The sequence below is a fragment of the Burkholderia pseudomultivorans genome, assembly GCF_902499075.1.
Taxonomy (GTDB): domain Bacteria; phylum Pseudomonadota; class Gammaproteobacteria; order Burkholderiales; family Burkholderiaceae; genus Burkholderia; species Burkholderia pseudomultivorans.
Window position 1 is genome coordinate 126,352 of record NZ_CABVPP010000006.1, and the last position, 13,856, is coordinate 140,207.

Sequence of the window (13,856 nt, forward strand, 5' to 3'; positions counted from 1 at the left end):
CGTATGCATCGTCGAAACAGGAAGGCCGTGCGCGCCGCCGGCGCGGCACGGCTCAATCGGGAAACACCACGCGCAGCGCAGCGCTCGCGGGTCGCGCACAACAGGCCAGCGTCCAGCCGGCGGCGATCTCGTCGTCGTCGAGCACGTGATTGCCGTCGAGCGCGACCTCGCCGCGCTCGACCCGGCACATGCACGCGCCGCACTGCCCCATCCGGCAGGAATTCGGCGCCGGCAGCCCCGCGCGCAGCATCGCGTCGAGCAGCGTCTCGCCGGGCGCACTGTCGAGCGCGAATGCCGCGCCGTCGAGCACCGTCTCGATCGCCGCGCCGTCGCCCGACGCGGTAGCGGCCGCAGGTCCGGCCTGCGCGGGCGCCGGCGTATCGGGCAGCGACGCGAAGCGCTCGACATGCACGCGCGCACGCGGCAGGCCGAGGCCGAGCATCGCGGCGAGCGCGTTCTCCATGAACAGCGCGGGCCCGCAGATGAACGTCTCCTGCTGGCTGAACGGCCGCGCGAGTTCTTCGAGATGCCGCTGCTGCGGGATGCCCTGCACGCTGTCGAGCCAGTGGATCACGCGCAGCCGGCCCGGATGACGCTGGGCGAGCTGCTGCAGCTCGTCGCGGAAAATCACCGAGCGCTCGTCGCGGTTCGCATAGATCAGCGTCAGCATCCCGCGCCCGTGCACCAGCGCCGACTTGAGGATCGACAGCACCGGCGTGATGCCGCTGCCGCCCGCGAACAGCAGCAGGTCGCCGTCGAGCGTGCGCGGCGTGAACACGCCGGCAGGCGCGAGCACGTCGAGCGCATCGCCCGCCCGTATGCGATCGCACAGCCAGTTCGACGCGCGGCCGTCGCGCACGCGCTTGACGGTGATCTTCGGCGCGGCGTCGATGCCGGGCGCGCTCGACAGCGAATAGCAGCGCGCGACGGCCGCCTCGGCGCACGGCACGTTCAAGGTCAGGAACTGCCCGGGCCGGTACGCGAACGCATCGCGCAACGCGGCCGGCACGTCGAAGACGAACGAGCACGCGTCGTCGCTTTCGGCGATCACTTCGGCGACGGTCAGGCGGTGGAAGCGCGAATCGCTCATGGCCGGCTCCTCACGCGCTGCCGGCCACGCGCCGGCCGCCGTCGGTCCCGCCGGCTGCGCCGCTCGCGAAATGCGCTTCGTTCGATGCCAAAGCCGGCGCGACGCATGCGAACGCGTTCAGCACGTTCGCGGCCGCGCCGCCCAGTACGCGCACGACATCACGCACGCTCGGCATGCCGGAATCGTACGGTGCGCGGCGCGCGAGCGGCGGCATGGACGTGATGCGCGCGCCGGCGACGGGCGCGGTTTTGCCGTTCGGTCTGCTGATCATGATCGTCTCTTGCTGATACGGGAAAACGCGCATCACGCGGCCGCGCGGCTCGCGGGCGCGCCGGGCGTCGTATACGCGCCGTCGAGATAGACGAGCGGATCGACGTCGCCGCTCATCAGCACCTCGCGGATGCGCCCGATGAACACCGTATGCGTGCCGTATTCGAAGCGGCCGTCCTGCTCGCAGACGAAGCTCGCCTGCGCATCGCGCAGATACGGCACGCCGAGCGACGAGGCCTGCCAGTCGCCGGTCGTGAAGCGCGCTTCGCCCTTCAGGCGGCCGCTGCAGTCGATCGCGATGCCTTCGTGGCGCGCCGACAGCACGTTCACGCAAAAGCCGGCGCCCGCATCGAGCGGCGGGTGCAGCGACGCGCTGCGGTTGATGCAGATCAGCAGCGACGGCGGATCGGTCGACAGCGAATCGACCGCCGTCGCGGACATCGAGTAGCGGCGGCCGTCGTGCGCGCTGCTGATGACCGTGACGGAGCGCGCGAGGCGGCGCATCGCGAGCAGCATGTCGGTGCGCAGCGGATGGATGGAGAGATCGCTCATCATTGGACTCCGTCAAGTTCAGTCGTGGATGGCCGGAGCGGCCGGCCGCCGGCCTCGGCCGCCTGCGCGGCCAGGTGGTCGGCGGCGATGAACCCGAAGGTCATCGCCGGACCGAGCGTCGAGCCCGCGCCGGGATAGCTCGCGCCCATCATCGACGCGCTCGTGTTGCCGATCGCGTAAAGACCGTCGATCGGCGCGCCGTCCGCGCGCAGCACACGGGCCTGCGCGTCGGTGACGAGCCCGCCCTTCGTGCCGATGTCGCCCGCGTCGATCCGCACCGCGTAGAACGGCGCCTGGTCGATCGGCCCGAGGCACGGGTTCGGCCGGTTGCGCGGATCGCCGTAGTACGTGTCGAACGCGTTGTCGCCCTTGCCGAATGCTTCGTCGATGCCGGTCGCCGCATAGCGCGCCATGTCGCGCAGCGTGTCGTGCAGGCCGGCCGCATCGACGCCGATCCGTGCGGCGAGCGCATCGATCGTGTCGGCTTTCACGAGCACGTCGCGAAACGCGGCGGGAATCCGCGCGTCCGGCATCATCGAGGCGGGCATGATCGGCCCGCACGGATAGTTGCGCCGAAAACGCGCGTCGAACACCATCCACGCGGGCACGCTCGCGCCGGTGCGCGCATGGTCGCGATACATCGCCGGCACGAATTCGGAATACGGCGCCGCCTCGTTGACGAAGCGCCGGCCCTGGCCGTTGACGATCACGCAGCCCGGCAGGTTGCGCTCGACGAACAGCGCGCGCTGCTTCTCCTCGCCCGCGACGCCGACCGTCGGCGCGCCCCACACGTGTTCCATCAGCGCCAGCGCGCCGCCGAGCCGGTGCCCTTCGGCGATCGCGTCGCCGGTGTTGGCCGGCGGCGTCGCGCTCCATTCCGTGCGCGTCGGCTGCGGCAGGTAGCGTTCGCGCATCGGCTGGTTGCGCTCGAAGCCGCCCGCCGCGAGGATCACGCCGCGCCGCGCGACGAGCGTCACGAGCTGGCCGAGACGCTGCGCACGCACGCCCGTCACGCGGCCGTCGGTCTCGATCAGGTCGCGCATCGGCGCATCGAGCCAGACCGGCACGTTGCGATCGAGCAGCGCGCGGCGCAGGCCGCCGACCAGCGCGTTGCCGAGCGTCAGGCGCCGGTCGCGGCGCGTACGGCGGCGCATCCGGACGTCGAGCCAGTAGCGGCCGAACTGGCCGAGCGCGAGCTTCATGAAGCCCGGCCCGCGCGAGAACAGCGTGTGCGCTTCCTTCGACGTCACCGCGACGCGTCCGCCGATCAGCGTGCCGGGCGACGGCGGCCGCAACCGCTCGAATTCGTCGCCGAGCAGCGCGCCGTCGAACGGCAGCGGATCGAGCGCGCGATAGCCCGGCATTGCGCCCGGCAGTTTCTGGAAGTAGTCCGCGTACTTCGGCAGCGCCTGGTAGCGCACCGGCGTGTTCGCTTCGAGATAGCGCAGCATCTGCGGCGCGTGGTCGAGATACGCATCGAGCTTGTCGGCCGGCGACGCGCCGGCCGTGCACGCGTCGAGATAACGGCGCGCCGCCTCGCGCGAGTCGGTCGCGCCGAGCTCGGCGATATGGTGGTTGCACGGCACCCAGATGCCGCCGCCCGAGATGGCCGACGTGCCGCCGTACAGTGCGGTCTTCTCGATCACGACGACGGACAGGCCGCGATCGGCCGCGCGGCACGCGGCCAGCAGCGCGCCCGCGCCCGACCCGACGACCACGACGTCGAACACATGTTGCCGAGCTTGCGTGTCGTTCATCGCGGCCTCGTCAGATGAAGTAGTCGGTGTTCTCGCGGCCGAGCATCACGGCGCCGAGGTTCTGGCCGAAGCGGTCGACGTTGTTCGCGTAGTGCGCGCGCGCAGCATGCAGGTCGAGGAAGCGGCGCACGAGCGGATTGCGGTGATAGATGCCGTTGCCGCCCGCATAGCGCAGCAGCGCGTTCGCGGCCTGCGCGCAGCGCTCGGCGACCTGCGCGGACTGGTAGCGGAAATGCACGCGGCGCTCGATCGACACGGCCGGGCCGCCGGTAACCGACGCCATCAGTTCGGCGAAATTGCGCCTGAGCAGCAGCTTCATCTCGTCGATCGCGACCGCCGCGTTCGCGCACGCGTTCTGCGCGCCCGGATCGTCGGTCGTCTTCGCGCCGCTGTTGGCCGACACGCGCGTCGCCGCATACGACGTGAAATCGTCGAGCGCGCCCTGCAGCGCGCCGATGCACGACGTGCATACCGCGCGCACGAAGATCTGCGCGAACGGCAGCTTGAACAGCGGCGCGTCGTTGACCGCGAGGCCGGGGCTGGTGCCCATCATCCCGTCGATCGCCTTGTGCGTGCGGTACGCGGGCACGAACACGTCGTCGACGACGATGTCGTGGCTGCCCGTCGCGCGCAGGCCGAGCACGTCCCAGTCCTGCTCGATCCGGTAATCGGATTTCGGCAGCAGGAAGGTGCGGTATTCGGGCGGCTGGCCGGCCTCGGCGGGCGGCACCAGCGCGCCGAGGAACACCCATTCGCACAGTTCGCTGCCGCTCGAGAACTTCCAGTGCCCGGACAGCCGGAAGCCGCCGTCGACCGGCGTCACGCGGCCGACCGGCATATAGGTCGACGCGATCAGCGTCGCCGGGTCCTTGCCCCAGACATCCTGTTGCGCGCGCTCGTCGAACAGCGCCAGTTGCCAGTTGTGCACGCCGACGACGCCATACACCCACGCGGTCGACATGCAGCCGCGCGCAAGCGCCATCTGGATGTCGAAGAACGTCTGCGGATCGAGTTCGTGGCCGCCGTAGCGTTTCGGCTGCAGCACCTTGAAGAAGCCGGCGGCCTGCATGTCGGCGATCGTTTCGGCTGGAATGCGGCCCTGCGCTTCGGCTTGCGCGGCGCGGGCGGCGAGCGTCGGCGCGAGTGCCTCGGCGCGGGCGATCAGCGTGGCGGCGAGTGCGTTGGAATCGTTGTCGCGATGCACGTGTGTCTCCTGTCGATCAATGGGTTCGGCGCGACCATCGCCGCGAGCGAGGTTTCTCGCGTTCGATGGTCGCCGCCGCACGACCGCGCCGCATCGTCCGAAGGGACGACGGGCACAGCCAGCGTCGCGTCACGCGCAGGCGCGCTCCTTCACCTTGTTGAAGAACGGAATCACGTGCTCGCCGATATTGCGGATCGTCTCCATCTGCGCGTCGTGCGGCACCGTGCCCATCTGGCACAGGAACAGCACTTCGTCGACGCCGGCTTCCTGCAGGCGGCCGACATAGCCGATGCAGTCGTCGACCGTGCCGTACGCATGGTTCGGGTTCATCATCGCGAGCGCCGGATCGGCGAAGTTCACGACCACCTCCTCCGACGCGAAACGCGAGCGGATCACCATCTCGCCGGTGTCGGCCTGCACGAGGTCGTCGCCCCACTTGTCCGGGTCCGGACGCTCGCCGCCCGTGTACCAGTAAGCGAGCGACTCCATGAAGTAGCGCTGGCCGCGGATGCCGATCTTGCGGGCCTTCTGGCCATCGGCCATCACGACCGTCGGGCACAGCGCCGCCAGATGCTGCGTCGGGCGGAAGCCGACCTGGTCTTCCGGCTTGCGGTTCGCCCACGCGTCGCGATAGACCGCGTTCTTCTTCGCGACCTCATCCGGGCCGCCGAAGCCGAGCACCAGCGCGCCCAGCCCGCGCTGGCCCGCGCGCAGCAGCGCGTCGGTGTTCGTGCACGCGAGATACATCGGCGGATGCGGATCCTGCAGCGGCTTCGGATGGATCGGGCGCTTCGGAATCTTGATGTAGGTGCCGTCGTGCTCGATCTCGTCCTGCACGAACATCTTCGGCACGAGGTACATCGATTCGTCGATCATCGGCTGCAACTCGTTGAGGTCGTAGCCGAACGCGCCCGCTTCCTGCTGGCTGCCGCCCTTGCCGACGCCGAAATGCACGCGGCCGCCCGACAGGATGTCGAGCAGCGCGACGCGCTCGGCGACCTTGATCGGATGGTTCATCGCCGGCGGCAGGCACACGACGCCGTGACCCAGCCCGATGCGCGTGGTGCGGCCGGCCAGGTACGCGAGGAAGGTTTCCGGCGCGCTCATGTGCGCATAGTTGGTCAGCGACGTGTGCTCGACGCACCAGATCGTGTCGAACCCGACCTGCTCGGCGAGCAGCGCCTGCTCGACCGTTTCCTTGAACACCCGATGGTCGCCCTCGCGCGACGCGTCGGTGGTCTGGGCTTCGTAGATGAGGGAAAACTTCATTGCGTGCGTCTCCATGTATGTTGGACGAGTCGGGGTCGCGCAGGCCGTCCGCACGATACGGACGAATAGCGACGGTCCACGGATGGAAGTGTCGGCGTGCGGGCCGGTGCAGGCATCGTCTGTTTGGAGTAACGGCGTGCAAGCGGGGACAGAGGGGTTTCACCGTCGTCCGATCGGACTGCGTGACACCGTGCACGGCGCGCTAGCATCGAACGGCGGCGCGTTGCGTGTCGCGCACCACGACAAGGGAGAGACGGAAATGAAGGTATCGATGCTGCTGTATCCGGTCGACGATATCGACACGGCGTTGCCGCTGTTCGTCGACGGACTGGGCCTCGGCGTGAAGTTTCGCGACGGCGACCGCTACTGCGCGCTCGACGCCGGCCCGCTGACGATCGCGCTGGTCGCCGGCGACGAGCAGATCGTCGAGCGTGCGGCGCTGACGCTGCGCGTCGACGAGGACGACGACCTCTACGCGGCGATGGCGCGGGTCGTGAAGGCCGGCGCGTCGGTGCGCGTGCCGGTGCAGGCCGGGCCGCACGAATACCGCGCGGTGCTGGAGGACAGGAACGGCGCGCTGCTCGTGATTTCGCAGAAGCGCGCCGCGTGACGCAGGCCGGCCGCGCGCGCGACGGCGCGCGTCACGCGGCGGCCGTGCCCGGCGCGCGCAGGTCGCTTGCTTCGAGCAATTCGAGCAGCGTGCCGGCCGGCTGGCTGAGCCGCTTCGCGGCCAGCGCGATGAATTCGATGTCGGGCAGCGCCGGCAGCGCGTCGCCGTTGACCAGCGGCGCCAGGCCGCGCGTCGACAGGTAGTGCGACGTCGCGGTGAGCCCGAGCCCCGCACGCGCCGCCGCGATGCAGCCGGGCTGGCTGCTGCTCGAACAGACGACTTCCCAGCCGATGCCTTTTTCCGCGAGCGCGTTCAGCACGACCGCGCGCGTGACGCTCGGCTCGGCCACCAGCACCAGCGGCAGCGGCCGCTCCAGATCGACGACGGTGCCGGGCCGCGCGACCCACTCGAGCCGCGCGCGCAGCAGCGGCGTGCCGCGCCGCTCGCCGAGCCGCCGCTTGCCGATCATCAGGTCGAGCGCGCCCGCGTCCAGCAGTTCGTAGAGCCGGCTCGTCATGCCGGTCGTGATTTCCAGCGCGACGTCGGGGTGCGCGGCGCGGAACCCGGCGAGCACGTCCGGCAGCGCGACGAGCGCGAGGTCGTCCGGCGCGCCGAGCCTGACGCGCCCTTTCAGGCGCGGCTTGCGAAACTGCGATTCGGCGCGGTTCAGCGCCTGCAGGATCACGTTCGCATGCACGAGCAGCGCCTCGCCGTCGGCCGTCATCGCGATCGAATGCGTGTCGCGCACGAACAGCCGCCGGCCGACGCTCTCCTCGAGACGACGGATGTGTTCGCTGACGCTCGACTGGTTGAGCCCGAGCTGCCGCCCCGCTTCGGTGAAGCTGCGGCAGTTGGTGACGGTCGCGAACGTCTTGAGCCAGACGGGATTGAGCATCCCGCATTGTCATCGGCATTACCGATGACAGTCAACGCCTTAAGGCAGCTTCCCGATGACCGGCGGAATCGGTACCATCGAGCGCTTGAAGGATCGGCCGGCCGCCGCAAGCGCCTCGCCGCCGGTCCGGCCGTCGCACCACGAATTTCGTCATGTCCCGGGAATCCTCACACTCCGCGCTGCTCTGGATCGTCGCCGCAGCATTCTTCATGCAGTCGCTCGACACGACGATCGTCAACACGGCGCTGCCGTCCATCGCGCAAGCGCTGCATGCGTCGCCGCTCGCGATGCAGCCCGTCGTGGTCGTCTATACGCTGACGATGGCGATGCTGACGCCGGCGTCCGGCTGGCTCGCCGATCGCTTCGGCACGCGCCGCGTGTTCTCGCTCGCGATCCTCGTGTTCGTGCTCGCGTCGGTCGGCTGTGCGGCATCGCATACGCTCGGCCAGCTGGTGGCCGCGCGCGCGGTACAGGGCATCGGCGGCTCGATGCTGCTGCCGATCGGACGGCTCGCCGTGCTGCGACGCGTGCCGGGCGAACAGTACGTGTCGGCGCTCGCGTTCGTGTCGATCGCCGCGCAGCTCGGGCCGATCGTCGGGCCGACGCTCGGCGGCTGGCTTACGCAGGCGATTTCGTGGCATTGGGTATTTATCGTCAACGTGCCGGTCGGCGCGATCGGCCTCGTCGCGGTGCAGCGCTACCTGCCGCACGACCAGGCGACGCAGCCGCCGCGGTTCGACTTCGTCGGCTGTGCGCTGCTGTCGGTCGCGATGGCCGCGCTGTCGCTCGCGATCGACCCGCCGATGCCCGCGCATCGCGGCGCGTGGTCGGCCGGGCTGGCCGCCGTCGGGCTGGCGAGCGCGCTCGCCTACCTGCCCCACGCGCGGCGCCGCGCGCAGCCGCTGTTCCGGCTCGGGCTGTTCCGCGAGCCGAATTTCGGTTCGGGGCTGCTCGGCAACCTGCTGTGCCGAATCGGCACGAGCGCGCTGCCGTTCATGCTGCCGCTGCTGATGCAGGTGCAGCTCGGCTACACGCCGCTGCAATCGGGGCTGATGATGCTGCCGGCCGCGATCGCGGGCGTGATCGCGAAGCGCTGGATCGCGCCGCTCGTGAAGCGCTTCGGCTATGCGGCGTTTCTGGTCGTGAATACGGGAATCGTCGGCGGCGCGATCGCGGGGTTCGCGCTGGTGTCGGCGCGGCCCGCGCCGGCGCTGGAGATCGCGCTGCTGGTGGTGTTCGGCGCGGCCAATTCGATGCAGTTCGCCGCGATGAACAGCGTGACGCTCAAGGGCCTGTCGCATGCCGATGCCGCGAGCGGCAACAGCCTGTTTACGATGATGCAGATGCTCGCGATGGGCCTCGGCGTGTCGATCGGCGGTGGCCTGATCAACCTGTTCGCCGCGCTGTGCGGATCGACGGCGAGCGGCTTCATGCTGTCGTTCGTCTGCATGGGCGCGGTCACGCTGCTGTCGTCGCTCGTGTTCCGGCGCATCGATACGGCGGCGCCGGCACGCCCGGCGGTGTCGCAACCGTCCGCATAGCCGCGCCCGCCCGTCAGTTCGCCGGGCGGCGCTCGACGACGCGCTTGAGCACCCAGCGGATCGACGAACCGTCGGCCGGCGGCTGCGCGACGCGGTATTCGTCGATCTCGAGCGTGTACTGGTAGCCCGGCTGGTACGCGAAGCCCTCGATACCCGCGTACCAGAGGCTCCACGGTTCGTTCGGGCTGCTGCGCACCTGCATGCACGCCATCGGCGCGACGCCGGTGCAGCGCACCGGCTGCGGCGCGACGTAAACGGTCTTCGTCACGGGCCGGGCATCGGACGGGCGCGCCACGTGGGCGTCGGTCGCGGCCGCGTTGGTCTGGCATCCGGCCAGCAGCGCGCCGCCTGCCATGACGGCGGCGCCGAGCAGCGTTCGGGTCTTGCGCATCATCTGAGGTTCCTTCGAAAGCGTTGGCGGGGCGATTAGACGAGCCGCTCGCCGCGAAAGTTCACAAACGGCTTACAGAAAACGCGCCGCCCCCCATTCGCAGGATGTCCCGCGCGCGCCGGCACGCTACCGTACGCCGGTGCGGGTGCGCGCGCCGCCGCCGGCGGTCCGGACGCGCATGCGCATCCGCATGCCCGGCGCACCCGTCGATCGCCGCCTCGCATCGTTCCGCCGTCGACGCATCGCGGATCGCCAGTCCCGGCCCCCCATCGTGTACCATCGGCGCTTCCGTCCCGATACGTTTCATCGCGCGGCGTCGCCGGTCCGGTCGTCGACGACCTCGACCGGCCGCGACAGCCGCCGCGTCCCTGCCCCGCATGACGCCACCCGCTCCACCCGACACCGTGCTGCGCCCGCTGCCGATCGATACGCTGATCGTGCCGGCCGCGCTCGACGGGCGCGCCGGCACGAACCGCGCGACAGGCGCGCACGCGCAGATCGCCGCGCGCAACGATCTCGACGCGGTGCGCGCGTGGCTCGCGCGCTTCGTCGATACGCCGACCACGTTCCAGAACTATCGCAAGGAAGCCGAGCGCCTGCTGTTATGGGCGCTGATCGGATGCGGCAAGCCGCTGTCGTCGCTCACGCACGAGGATCTCCTCGTCTACCGGCAGTTCCTGCTCGCGCCTGCGCCCGCCGAGCTGTGGTGCGCGAACGGCGGCCGCAAGCATCCGCGCGGCGATCCGCGCTGGCGGCCGTTCTACGGGCCGCTGTCGGCGGCCAGCCAGCGGCAGGCGATGGTGATCCTGAACGTGATGTTCTCGTGGCTCGTGCAGGCCGGTTATCTGGCCGGCAATCCGCTCGCGCTGTCGCGCCAGCGGCAACGGCGGCCCGCGCCGCGCGTCACGCGCCATCTCGGCGCGCCGCTGTGGCAGTCGGTGAAGGACGCGATCGCCGCGATGCCGCGCGACGATGCGCGCGCGTGCATTCACGCGGACCGCGCACGCTGGCTGTTCACGCTGCTGTATCTCGGCGGCTTGCGCATCAGCGAAGCGGCCGATACGACGATGGGCCGGTTCTTCTGCCGGCGCGATGCGACCGGGCGCGAACGCTGGTGGCTCGACGTGACCGGCAAAGGCGGCCGGCAGCGCCTCGTGCCGGCTACCGACGAGATGATGGCCGAACTCGCGCGCTATCGCCGCGCGCACGGTCTCGCCGCATTGCCGGCCGACGGCGAGGACACGCCGCTCGTGCTGCCGGTCGGCCGCACGCGCAAACCGCTCACGCGCGCGGCGCTGCACCGGATCGTCAAGCAGGTGTTCGCGCTCGCTGCGGAGCGGCTGCGCGCGCAAGGCGAAGCCGGCGCGCAACAGGCGTGCGTGCTCGAACAGGCGTCCGCGCACTGGCTGCGCCACAGCGCGGGTTCGCACATGGCCGACGGACGCGTCGACCTGCGGCTCGTGCGCGATAACCTCGGGCACGCGTCGCTCACGACGACGAGCCAGTATCTGCATGCGGACGACGACTGGCGCCATCGCGAAACCGAGGAGAAGCACCGAATCGGGTGGTGAACGGCCGGGCGCGGCAGGGTTCGGCGATAGGCGGATAGTCCGCGTTGCGCCGACCGCCGCTGAACTGTCACATCGCGGCAAAACTGCCTGCCGACAATGGGCATCGCCGGAATCCCGCTCGTTTCCGGTCCACGCCGCGGCCGGATGCGCATTCGCGCGATGCCGGGCGGTTTCCCCACCCTCGCGTCCCAATCAACGAACATCCCGATCATGTCGAACCAGGACCACGACCCCATCCAGCCGAACGAGCCGGCCGCTTCCGTGTCGCGCCGCGGCTTCCTGAAACTCGCCGGCGCGTCCGGCCTCGCGACCGCCGCGGGCGGGCTCGCGGCCGCCGGCAAGGCCGCCGCGTCGAATCCGGACGGCACGCCCGAACAGGTGCACCTGACGTGGGGCAACGACCCGAGCGCCGAAGTCGTGATCTCGTGGGCGTCGCTCGCGGCGGCCGTCAATCCGCGCGCGCGCATCGTCGCGGACGGCGAACCGCCGCGCACCGTGCACGGCGTGCAGCGCATCTACACGGACGGCCTCAACGGCGAGACGGTGTTCACCTATCACGCGCGCGTGCACGGCCTGAAGCCGAATACCCGCTACCGCTACGAACTCACGGCCGACAACGACGGCAACGCCGCGCAGCCGTTTGCCGCGACCTTCACGACCGCGCCGCGCGGCCGCGCGCCGTTCCGCTTCACGAGCTACGGCGACCTCGCGACGCCGAACGGCGCATGGGTGCTGTCGTCGCCGCAGAGCCGCTTCGCGGTGCAGGCCGTCGAGCAGTTCCAGCCGCTGTTCCACCTGCTGAACGGCGACCTCTGCTACGCGAACCTGAACCCCGCGCACCAGCCCGAGGTGTGGCGCGATTTCAGCAACAACAACCAGGCGTCGGCCGCGAATCGCCCGTGGATGCCATGCCCCGGCAATCACGAAATCGAGTTCAACAACGGCCCGCAGGGGCTCGACTCGTATCTCGCGCGCTATACGCTGCCCGAGAACGGCACGCGTTTTCCGGGCCGCTGGTACAGCTTCCGCGTCAGCTCGGTGCTGTTCGTCTCGCTCGACGCGGACGATGTCGTGTACCAGGACGCGGCCGCGTTCGTCGCCGGGCCCGACCCGCTCGTGCCGGCCGCGAGCACCGGGCGGCCGCCGATCGCACCCGGCACGTCGTTCTACGTGCGCGGCTACAGCAACGGCGAGCAGACGCGCTGGCTCGAACGCACGCTGCGCCACGCGGCGCACGACGACGATATCGACTGGATCGTCGTGCAGATGCACCAGGACGCGCTGAGCTCGTCGAAGACGGGCAACGGCTCGGACAAGGGCATTCGCGAAGCATGGCTGCCGCTGTTCGACCGCTACGGCGTCGACCTCGTGCTGTGCGGGCACGATCACGACTACGAGCGCAGCTATCCGGTGCGCGGCTGCAATCACCGCGCCGGCGTCGACGCGGCGACCGGCGAAGTGGTCGAGACGCTGCAGCCGCGTCCGGTCGGGCCGACCGATCCCGGTCGCACGCAGTTCGACACGAGCCACGGCACGATCCACCTGATTCTCGGCGGCGGCGGCACCAGCGCGCCGCTCGACGTGTACGGCGAGAACCCGGCCACCGGCAACGCGCAGGCGAAGATCTTCACGAAGCCGAACCGGCCGGTGCCGGGCACGGCGACGAACACGTTCGTGCGCCAGCCGGCCGACGCGCTCGAGGACGCGATCTGGTCTGCGCGCCGCGATACGGGCACCGGCTACGGCATCGCGGTGTTCGATCACGATCCGGGCAAGCCGGGCGGGCAGACGACGATCACGATGCGCTACTACCACGCGCCGGGCGCGGATCAGCATCCGACCGCGCAGTACGAACTGTTCGAGACGGTCGAGCTGAGCAAGAAGCGGCGCGAACGGTGACGTGACGGACGCCTGCCGCGCGCAATGCGCGGCGGGTCGAATCCGTGTCGGCGGAATGCCGATACGCGCCCGCTGCGCCCCATTCGGCAGCGCGACGCCGGACGGGGCGCCGCCCGGCGATGACATGCGATGTAATTGGCGCACGACGCCCGCGCGCCTACTCTGCGACTGTCGCGCCGCCATTCCGGCGACGCCCGCCGTCCTGGAGACATCATGTCCCGCTATCCCGTCCACACGCCCGAATCGGCGCCCGTGCAATCGCGCCCCGTACTCGCGCGGCTGCGCCAGACGTTCGGCACGATCCCGAACATTGCCGCCACGATGGCCGGCTCGCCGGTGCTGATCAACGGCTTCATCGGCCTGTTCGAGCAAGTTCATTCGAGCAGCCTGACCGAGCCGCAGATCCAGACGCTGCTGCTGACCAACGCGGTCACCAACGCCAGCGAATGGCCAGCCGCGTTCCATACCGCGCTCGCGCTGACCGCCGGCGTGTCGCGCGCCGACGTCGACGCGATCCGGCACGGCGCGCTGCCCGGCGATGCGCAATTGTCCGCGCTGTCGGCGCTGGCCCGCACGCTGATCGAAAAGCGCGGCCGCGTAACCGAAGCGGACCGGAATCGCTTCGCCGACGCAGGATTCAGCGCCGAGCAGATACTGGAGGTGGTCGCCGTCGTCGCGGCCTCGACGATCACGAACTACACCGCCGGCGTGACGCGCCCGCCGCTCGAAGCGCCGTTCGATGCATTCGCGTGGCATGCGCCGACGGCGTAAATTCACGTCACGTATCCCCCTCGACAGGCAACGCCG

Annotated in this window: 13 protein-coding genes; 5 read left to right on the top strand and 8 right to left on the bottom strand. The window is 70.2% G+C overall.

Going from position 1 to position 13,856, the window contains the following annotated elements; all coding sequences use genetic code 11:
* Positions 1 to 52 precede the first annotated feature (52 nt).
* From BST28156_RS07055 to BST28156_RS07080, 6 genes are all read right to left on the bottom strand, one after another.
* The gene (locus BST28156_RS07055; RefSeq protein WP_174901846.1) at positions 53 to 1,090 is read right to left on the bottom strand and encodes a ferredoxin--NADP reductase; all 1,038 of its coding nucleotides are present in this window, start codon (positions 1,088 to 1,090) and stop codon (positions 53 to 55) included.
* A 10-nt stretch (positions 1,091 to 1,100) separates the two neighbouring features.
* On the bottom strand, positions 1,101 to 1,361 hold the full coding sequence (locus BST28156_RS07060) for a hypothetical protein (protein WP_174901847.1): 261 nt from the start codon (positions 1,359 to 1,361) through the stop codon (positions 1,101 to 1,103).
* A gap of 32 nt (positions 1,362 to 1,393) precedes the next feature.
* Complete coding sequence (locus BST28156_RS07065; protein ID WP_174901848.1) at positions 1,394 to 1,912, bottom strand: flavin reductase family protein; 519 nt, start codon at positions 1,910 to 1,912, stop codon at positions 1,394 to 1,396.
* On the bottom strand, positions 1,912 to 3,669 hold the full coding sequence (locus BST28156_RS07070; RefSeq protein WP_174901849.1) for an FAD-dependent oxidoreductase: 1,758 nt from the start codon (positions 3,667 to 3,669) through the stop codon (positions 1,912 to 1,914). The genes BST28156_RS07065 and BST28156_RS07070 overlap by 1 nt, the downstream gene beginning before the upstream one ends.
* A gap of 10 nt (positions 3,670 to 3,679) precedes the next feature.
* Positions 3,680 to 4,873 (bottom strand): acyl-CoA dehydrogenase family protein, encoded by a 1,194-nt coding sequence (locus BST28156_RS07075; protein WP_174901850.1) that lies wholly within the window; start codon positions 4,871 to 4,873, stop codon positions 3,680 to 3,682.
* Positions 4,874 to 5,002: 129 nt separating this feature from the next.
* Positions 5,003 to 6,142, bottom strand: coding sequence for an LLM class flavin-dependent oxidoreductase (locus BST28156_RS07080; RefSeq protein WP_060239011.1), 1,140 nt, complete (start codon positions 6,140 to 6,142; stop codon positions 5,003 to 5,005).
* 259 nt (positions 6,143 to 6,401) lie between these two features.
* Here BST28156_RS07080 and BST28156_RS07085 point away from each other — a divergent pair, with 259 nt between their 5' ends.
* Positions 6,402 to 6,752 carry a VOC family protein gene (locus tag BST28156_RS07085; RefSeq protein WP_060239008.1) on the top strand — a complete coding sequence of 117 codons (351 nt, stop codon included), beginning with the start codon at positions 6,402 to 6,404 and terminating at the stop codon, positions 6,750 to 6,752.
* A 31-nt stretch (positions 6,753 to 6,783) separates the two neighbouring features.
* On the opposite strand, the gene BST28156_RS07090 is transcribed toward BST28156_RS07085, so the two are convergent.
* A complete protein-coding gene (locus tag BST28156_RS07090; protein WP_060237528.1) occupies positions 6,784 to 7,647 on the bottom strand; it encodes a LysR family transcriptional regulator in 864 nt (287 codons plus the stop codon).
* A gap of 152 nt (positions 7,648 to 7,799) precedes the next feature.
* On the opposite strand from BST28156_RS07090, the gene BST28156_RS07095 reads away from it, so the two are divergent.
* On the top strand, positions 7,800 to 9,188 hold the full coding sequence (locus BST28156_RS07095; protein ID WP_174901851.1) for a DHA2 family efflux MFS transporter permease subunit: 1,389 nt from the start codon (positions 7,800 to 7,802) through the stop codon (positions 9,186 to 9,188).
* 13 nt (positions 9,189 to 9,201) lie between these two features.
* On the opposite strand, the gene BST28156_RS07100 is transcribed toward BST28156_RS07095, so the two are convergent.
* Positions 9,202 to 9,582 carry a DUF4377 domain-containing protein gene (locus BST28156_RS07100; RefSeq protein ID WP_174901852.1) on the bottom strand — a complete coding sequence of 127 codons (381 nt, stop codon included), beginning with the start codon at positions 9,580 to 9,582 and terminating at the stop codon, positions 9,202 to 9,204.
* 374 nt (positions 9,583 to 9,956) lie between these two features.
* Here BST28156_RS07100 and BST28156_RS07105 point away from each other — a divergent pair, with 374 nt between their 5' ends.
* The 3 genes from BST28156_RS07105 to BST28156_RS07115 all read left to right on the top strand — a co-directional run bounded on the left by BST28156_RS07105 (position 9,957) and on the right by BST28156_RS07115 (position 13,820).
* On the top strand, positions 9,957 to 11,150 hold the full coding sequence (locus BST28156_RS07105) for a tyrosine-type recombinase/integrase (RefSeq protein WP_174901853.1): 1,194 nt from the start codon (positions 9,957 to 9,959) through the stop codon (positions 11,148 to 11,150).
* A 210-nt stretch (positions 11,151 to 11,360) separates the two neighbouring features.
* Positions 11,361 to 13,049, top strand: coding sequence for a purple acid phosphatase family protein (locus tag BST28156_RS07110; RefSeq protein ID WP_174901854.1), 1,689 nt, complete (start codon positions 11,361 to 11,363; stop codon positions 13,047 to 13,049).
* 213 nt (positions 13,050 to 13,262) lie between these two features.
* On the top strand, positions 13,263 to 13,820 hold the full coding sequence (locus tag BST28156_RS07115) for a carboxymuconolactone decarboxylase family protein (RefSeq protein WP_174901855.1): 558 nt from the start codon (positions 13,263 to 13,265) through the stop codon (positions 13,818 to 13,820).
* Positions 13,821 to 13,856: the final 36 nt, after the last annotated feature.

Bases quoted from the DNA above. Each gene is read 5' to 3' on its own strand.
- BST28156_RS07055 (WP_174901846.1), bottom strand. From the start codon at position 1,090: ATGAGCGATTCGCGCTTCCACCGCCTGACCGTCGCCGAAGTGATCGCC.
- BST28156_RS07060 (WP_174901847.1), bottom strand. From the start codon at position 1,361: ATGATCAGCAGACCGAACGGCAAAACCGCGCCCGTCGCCGGCGCGCGC.
- BST28156_RS07065 (WP_174901848.1), bottom strand. From the start codon at position 1,912: ATGAGCGATCTCTCCATCCATCCGCTGCGCACCGACATGCTGCTCGCG.
- BST28156_RS07070 (WP_174901849.1), bottom strand. From the start codon at position 3,669: ATGAACGACACGCAAGCTCGGCAACATGTGTTCGACGTCGTGGTCGTC.
- BST28156_RS07080 (WP_060239011.1), bottom strand. From the start codon at position 6,142: ATGAAGTTTTCCCTCATCTACGAAGCCCAGACCACCGACGCGTCGCGC.
- BST28156_RS07085 (WP_060239008.1), top strand. From the start codon at position 6,402: ATGAAGGTATCGATGCTGCTGTATCCGGTCGACGATATCGACACGGCG.
- BST28156_RS07090 (WP_060237528.1), bottom strand. From the start codon at position 7,647: ATGCTCAATCCCGTCTGGCTCAAGACGTTCGCGACCGTCACCAACTGC.
- BST28156_RS07095 (WP_174901851.1), top strand. From the start codon at position 7,800: ATGTCCCGGGAATCCTCACACTCCGCGCTGCTCTGGATCGTCGCCGCA.
- BST28156_RS07100 (WP_174901852.1), bottom strand. From the start codon at position 9,582: ATGATGCGCAAGACCCGAACGCTGCTCGGCGCCGCCGTCATGGCAGGC.
- BST28156_RS07105 (WP_174901853.1), top strand. From the start codon at position 9,957: ATGACGCCACCCGCTCCACCCGACACCGTGCTGCGCCCGCTGCCGATC.
- BST28156_RS07110 (WP_174901854.1), top strand. From the start codon at position 11,361: ATGTCGAACCAGGACCACGACCCCATCCAGCCGAACGAGCCGGCCGCT.
- BST28156_RS07115 (WP_174901855.1), top strand. From the start codon at position 13,263: ATGTCCCGCTATCCCGTCCACACGCCCGAATCGGCGCCCGTGCAATCG.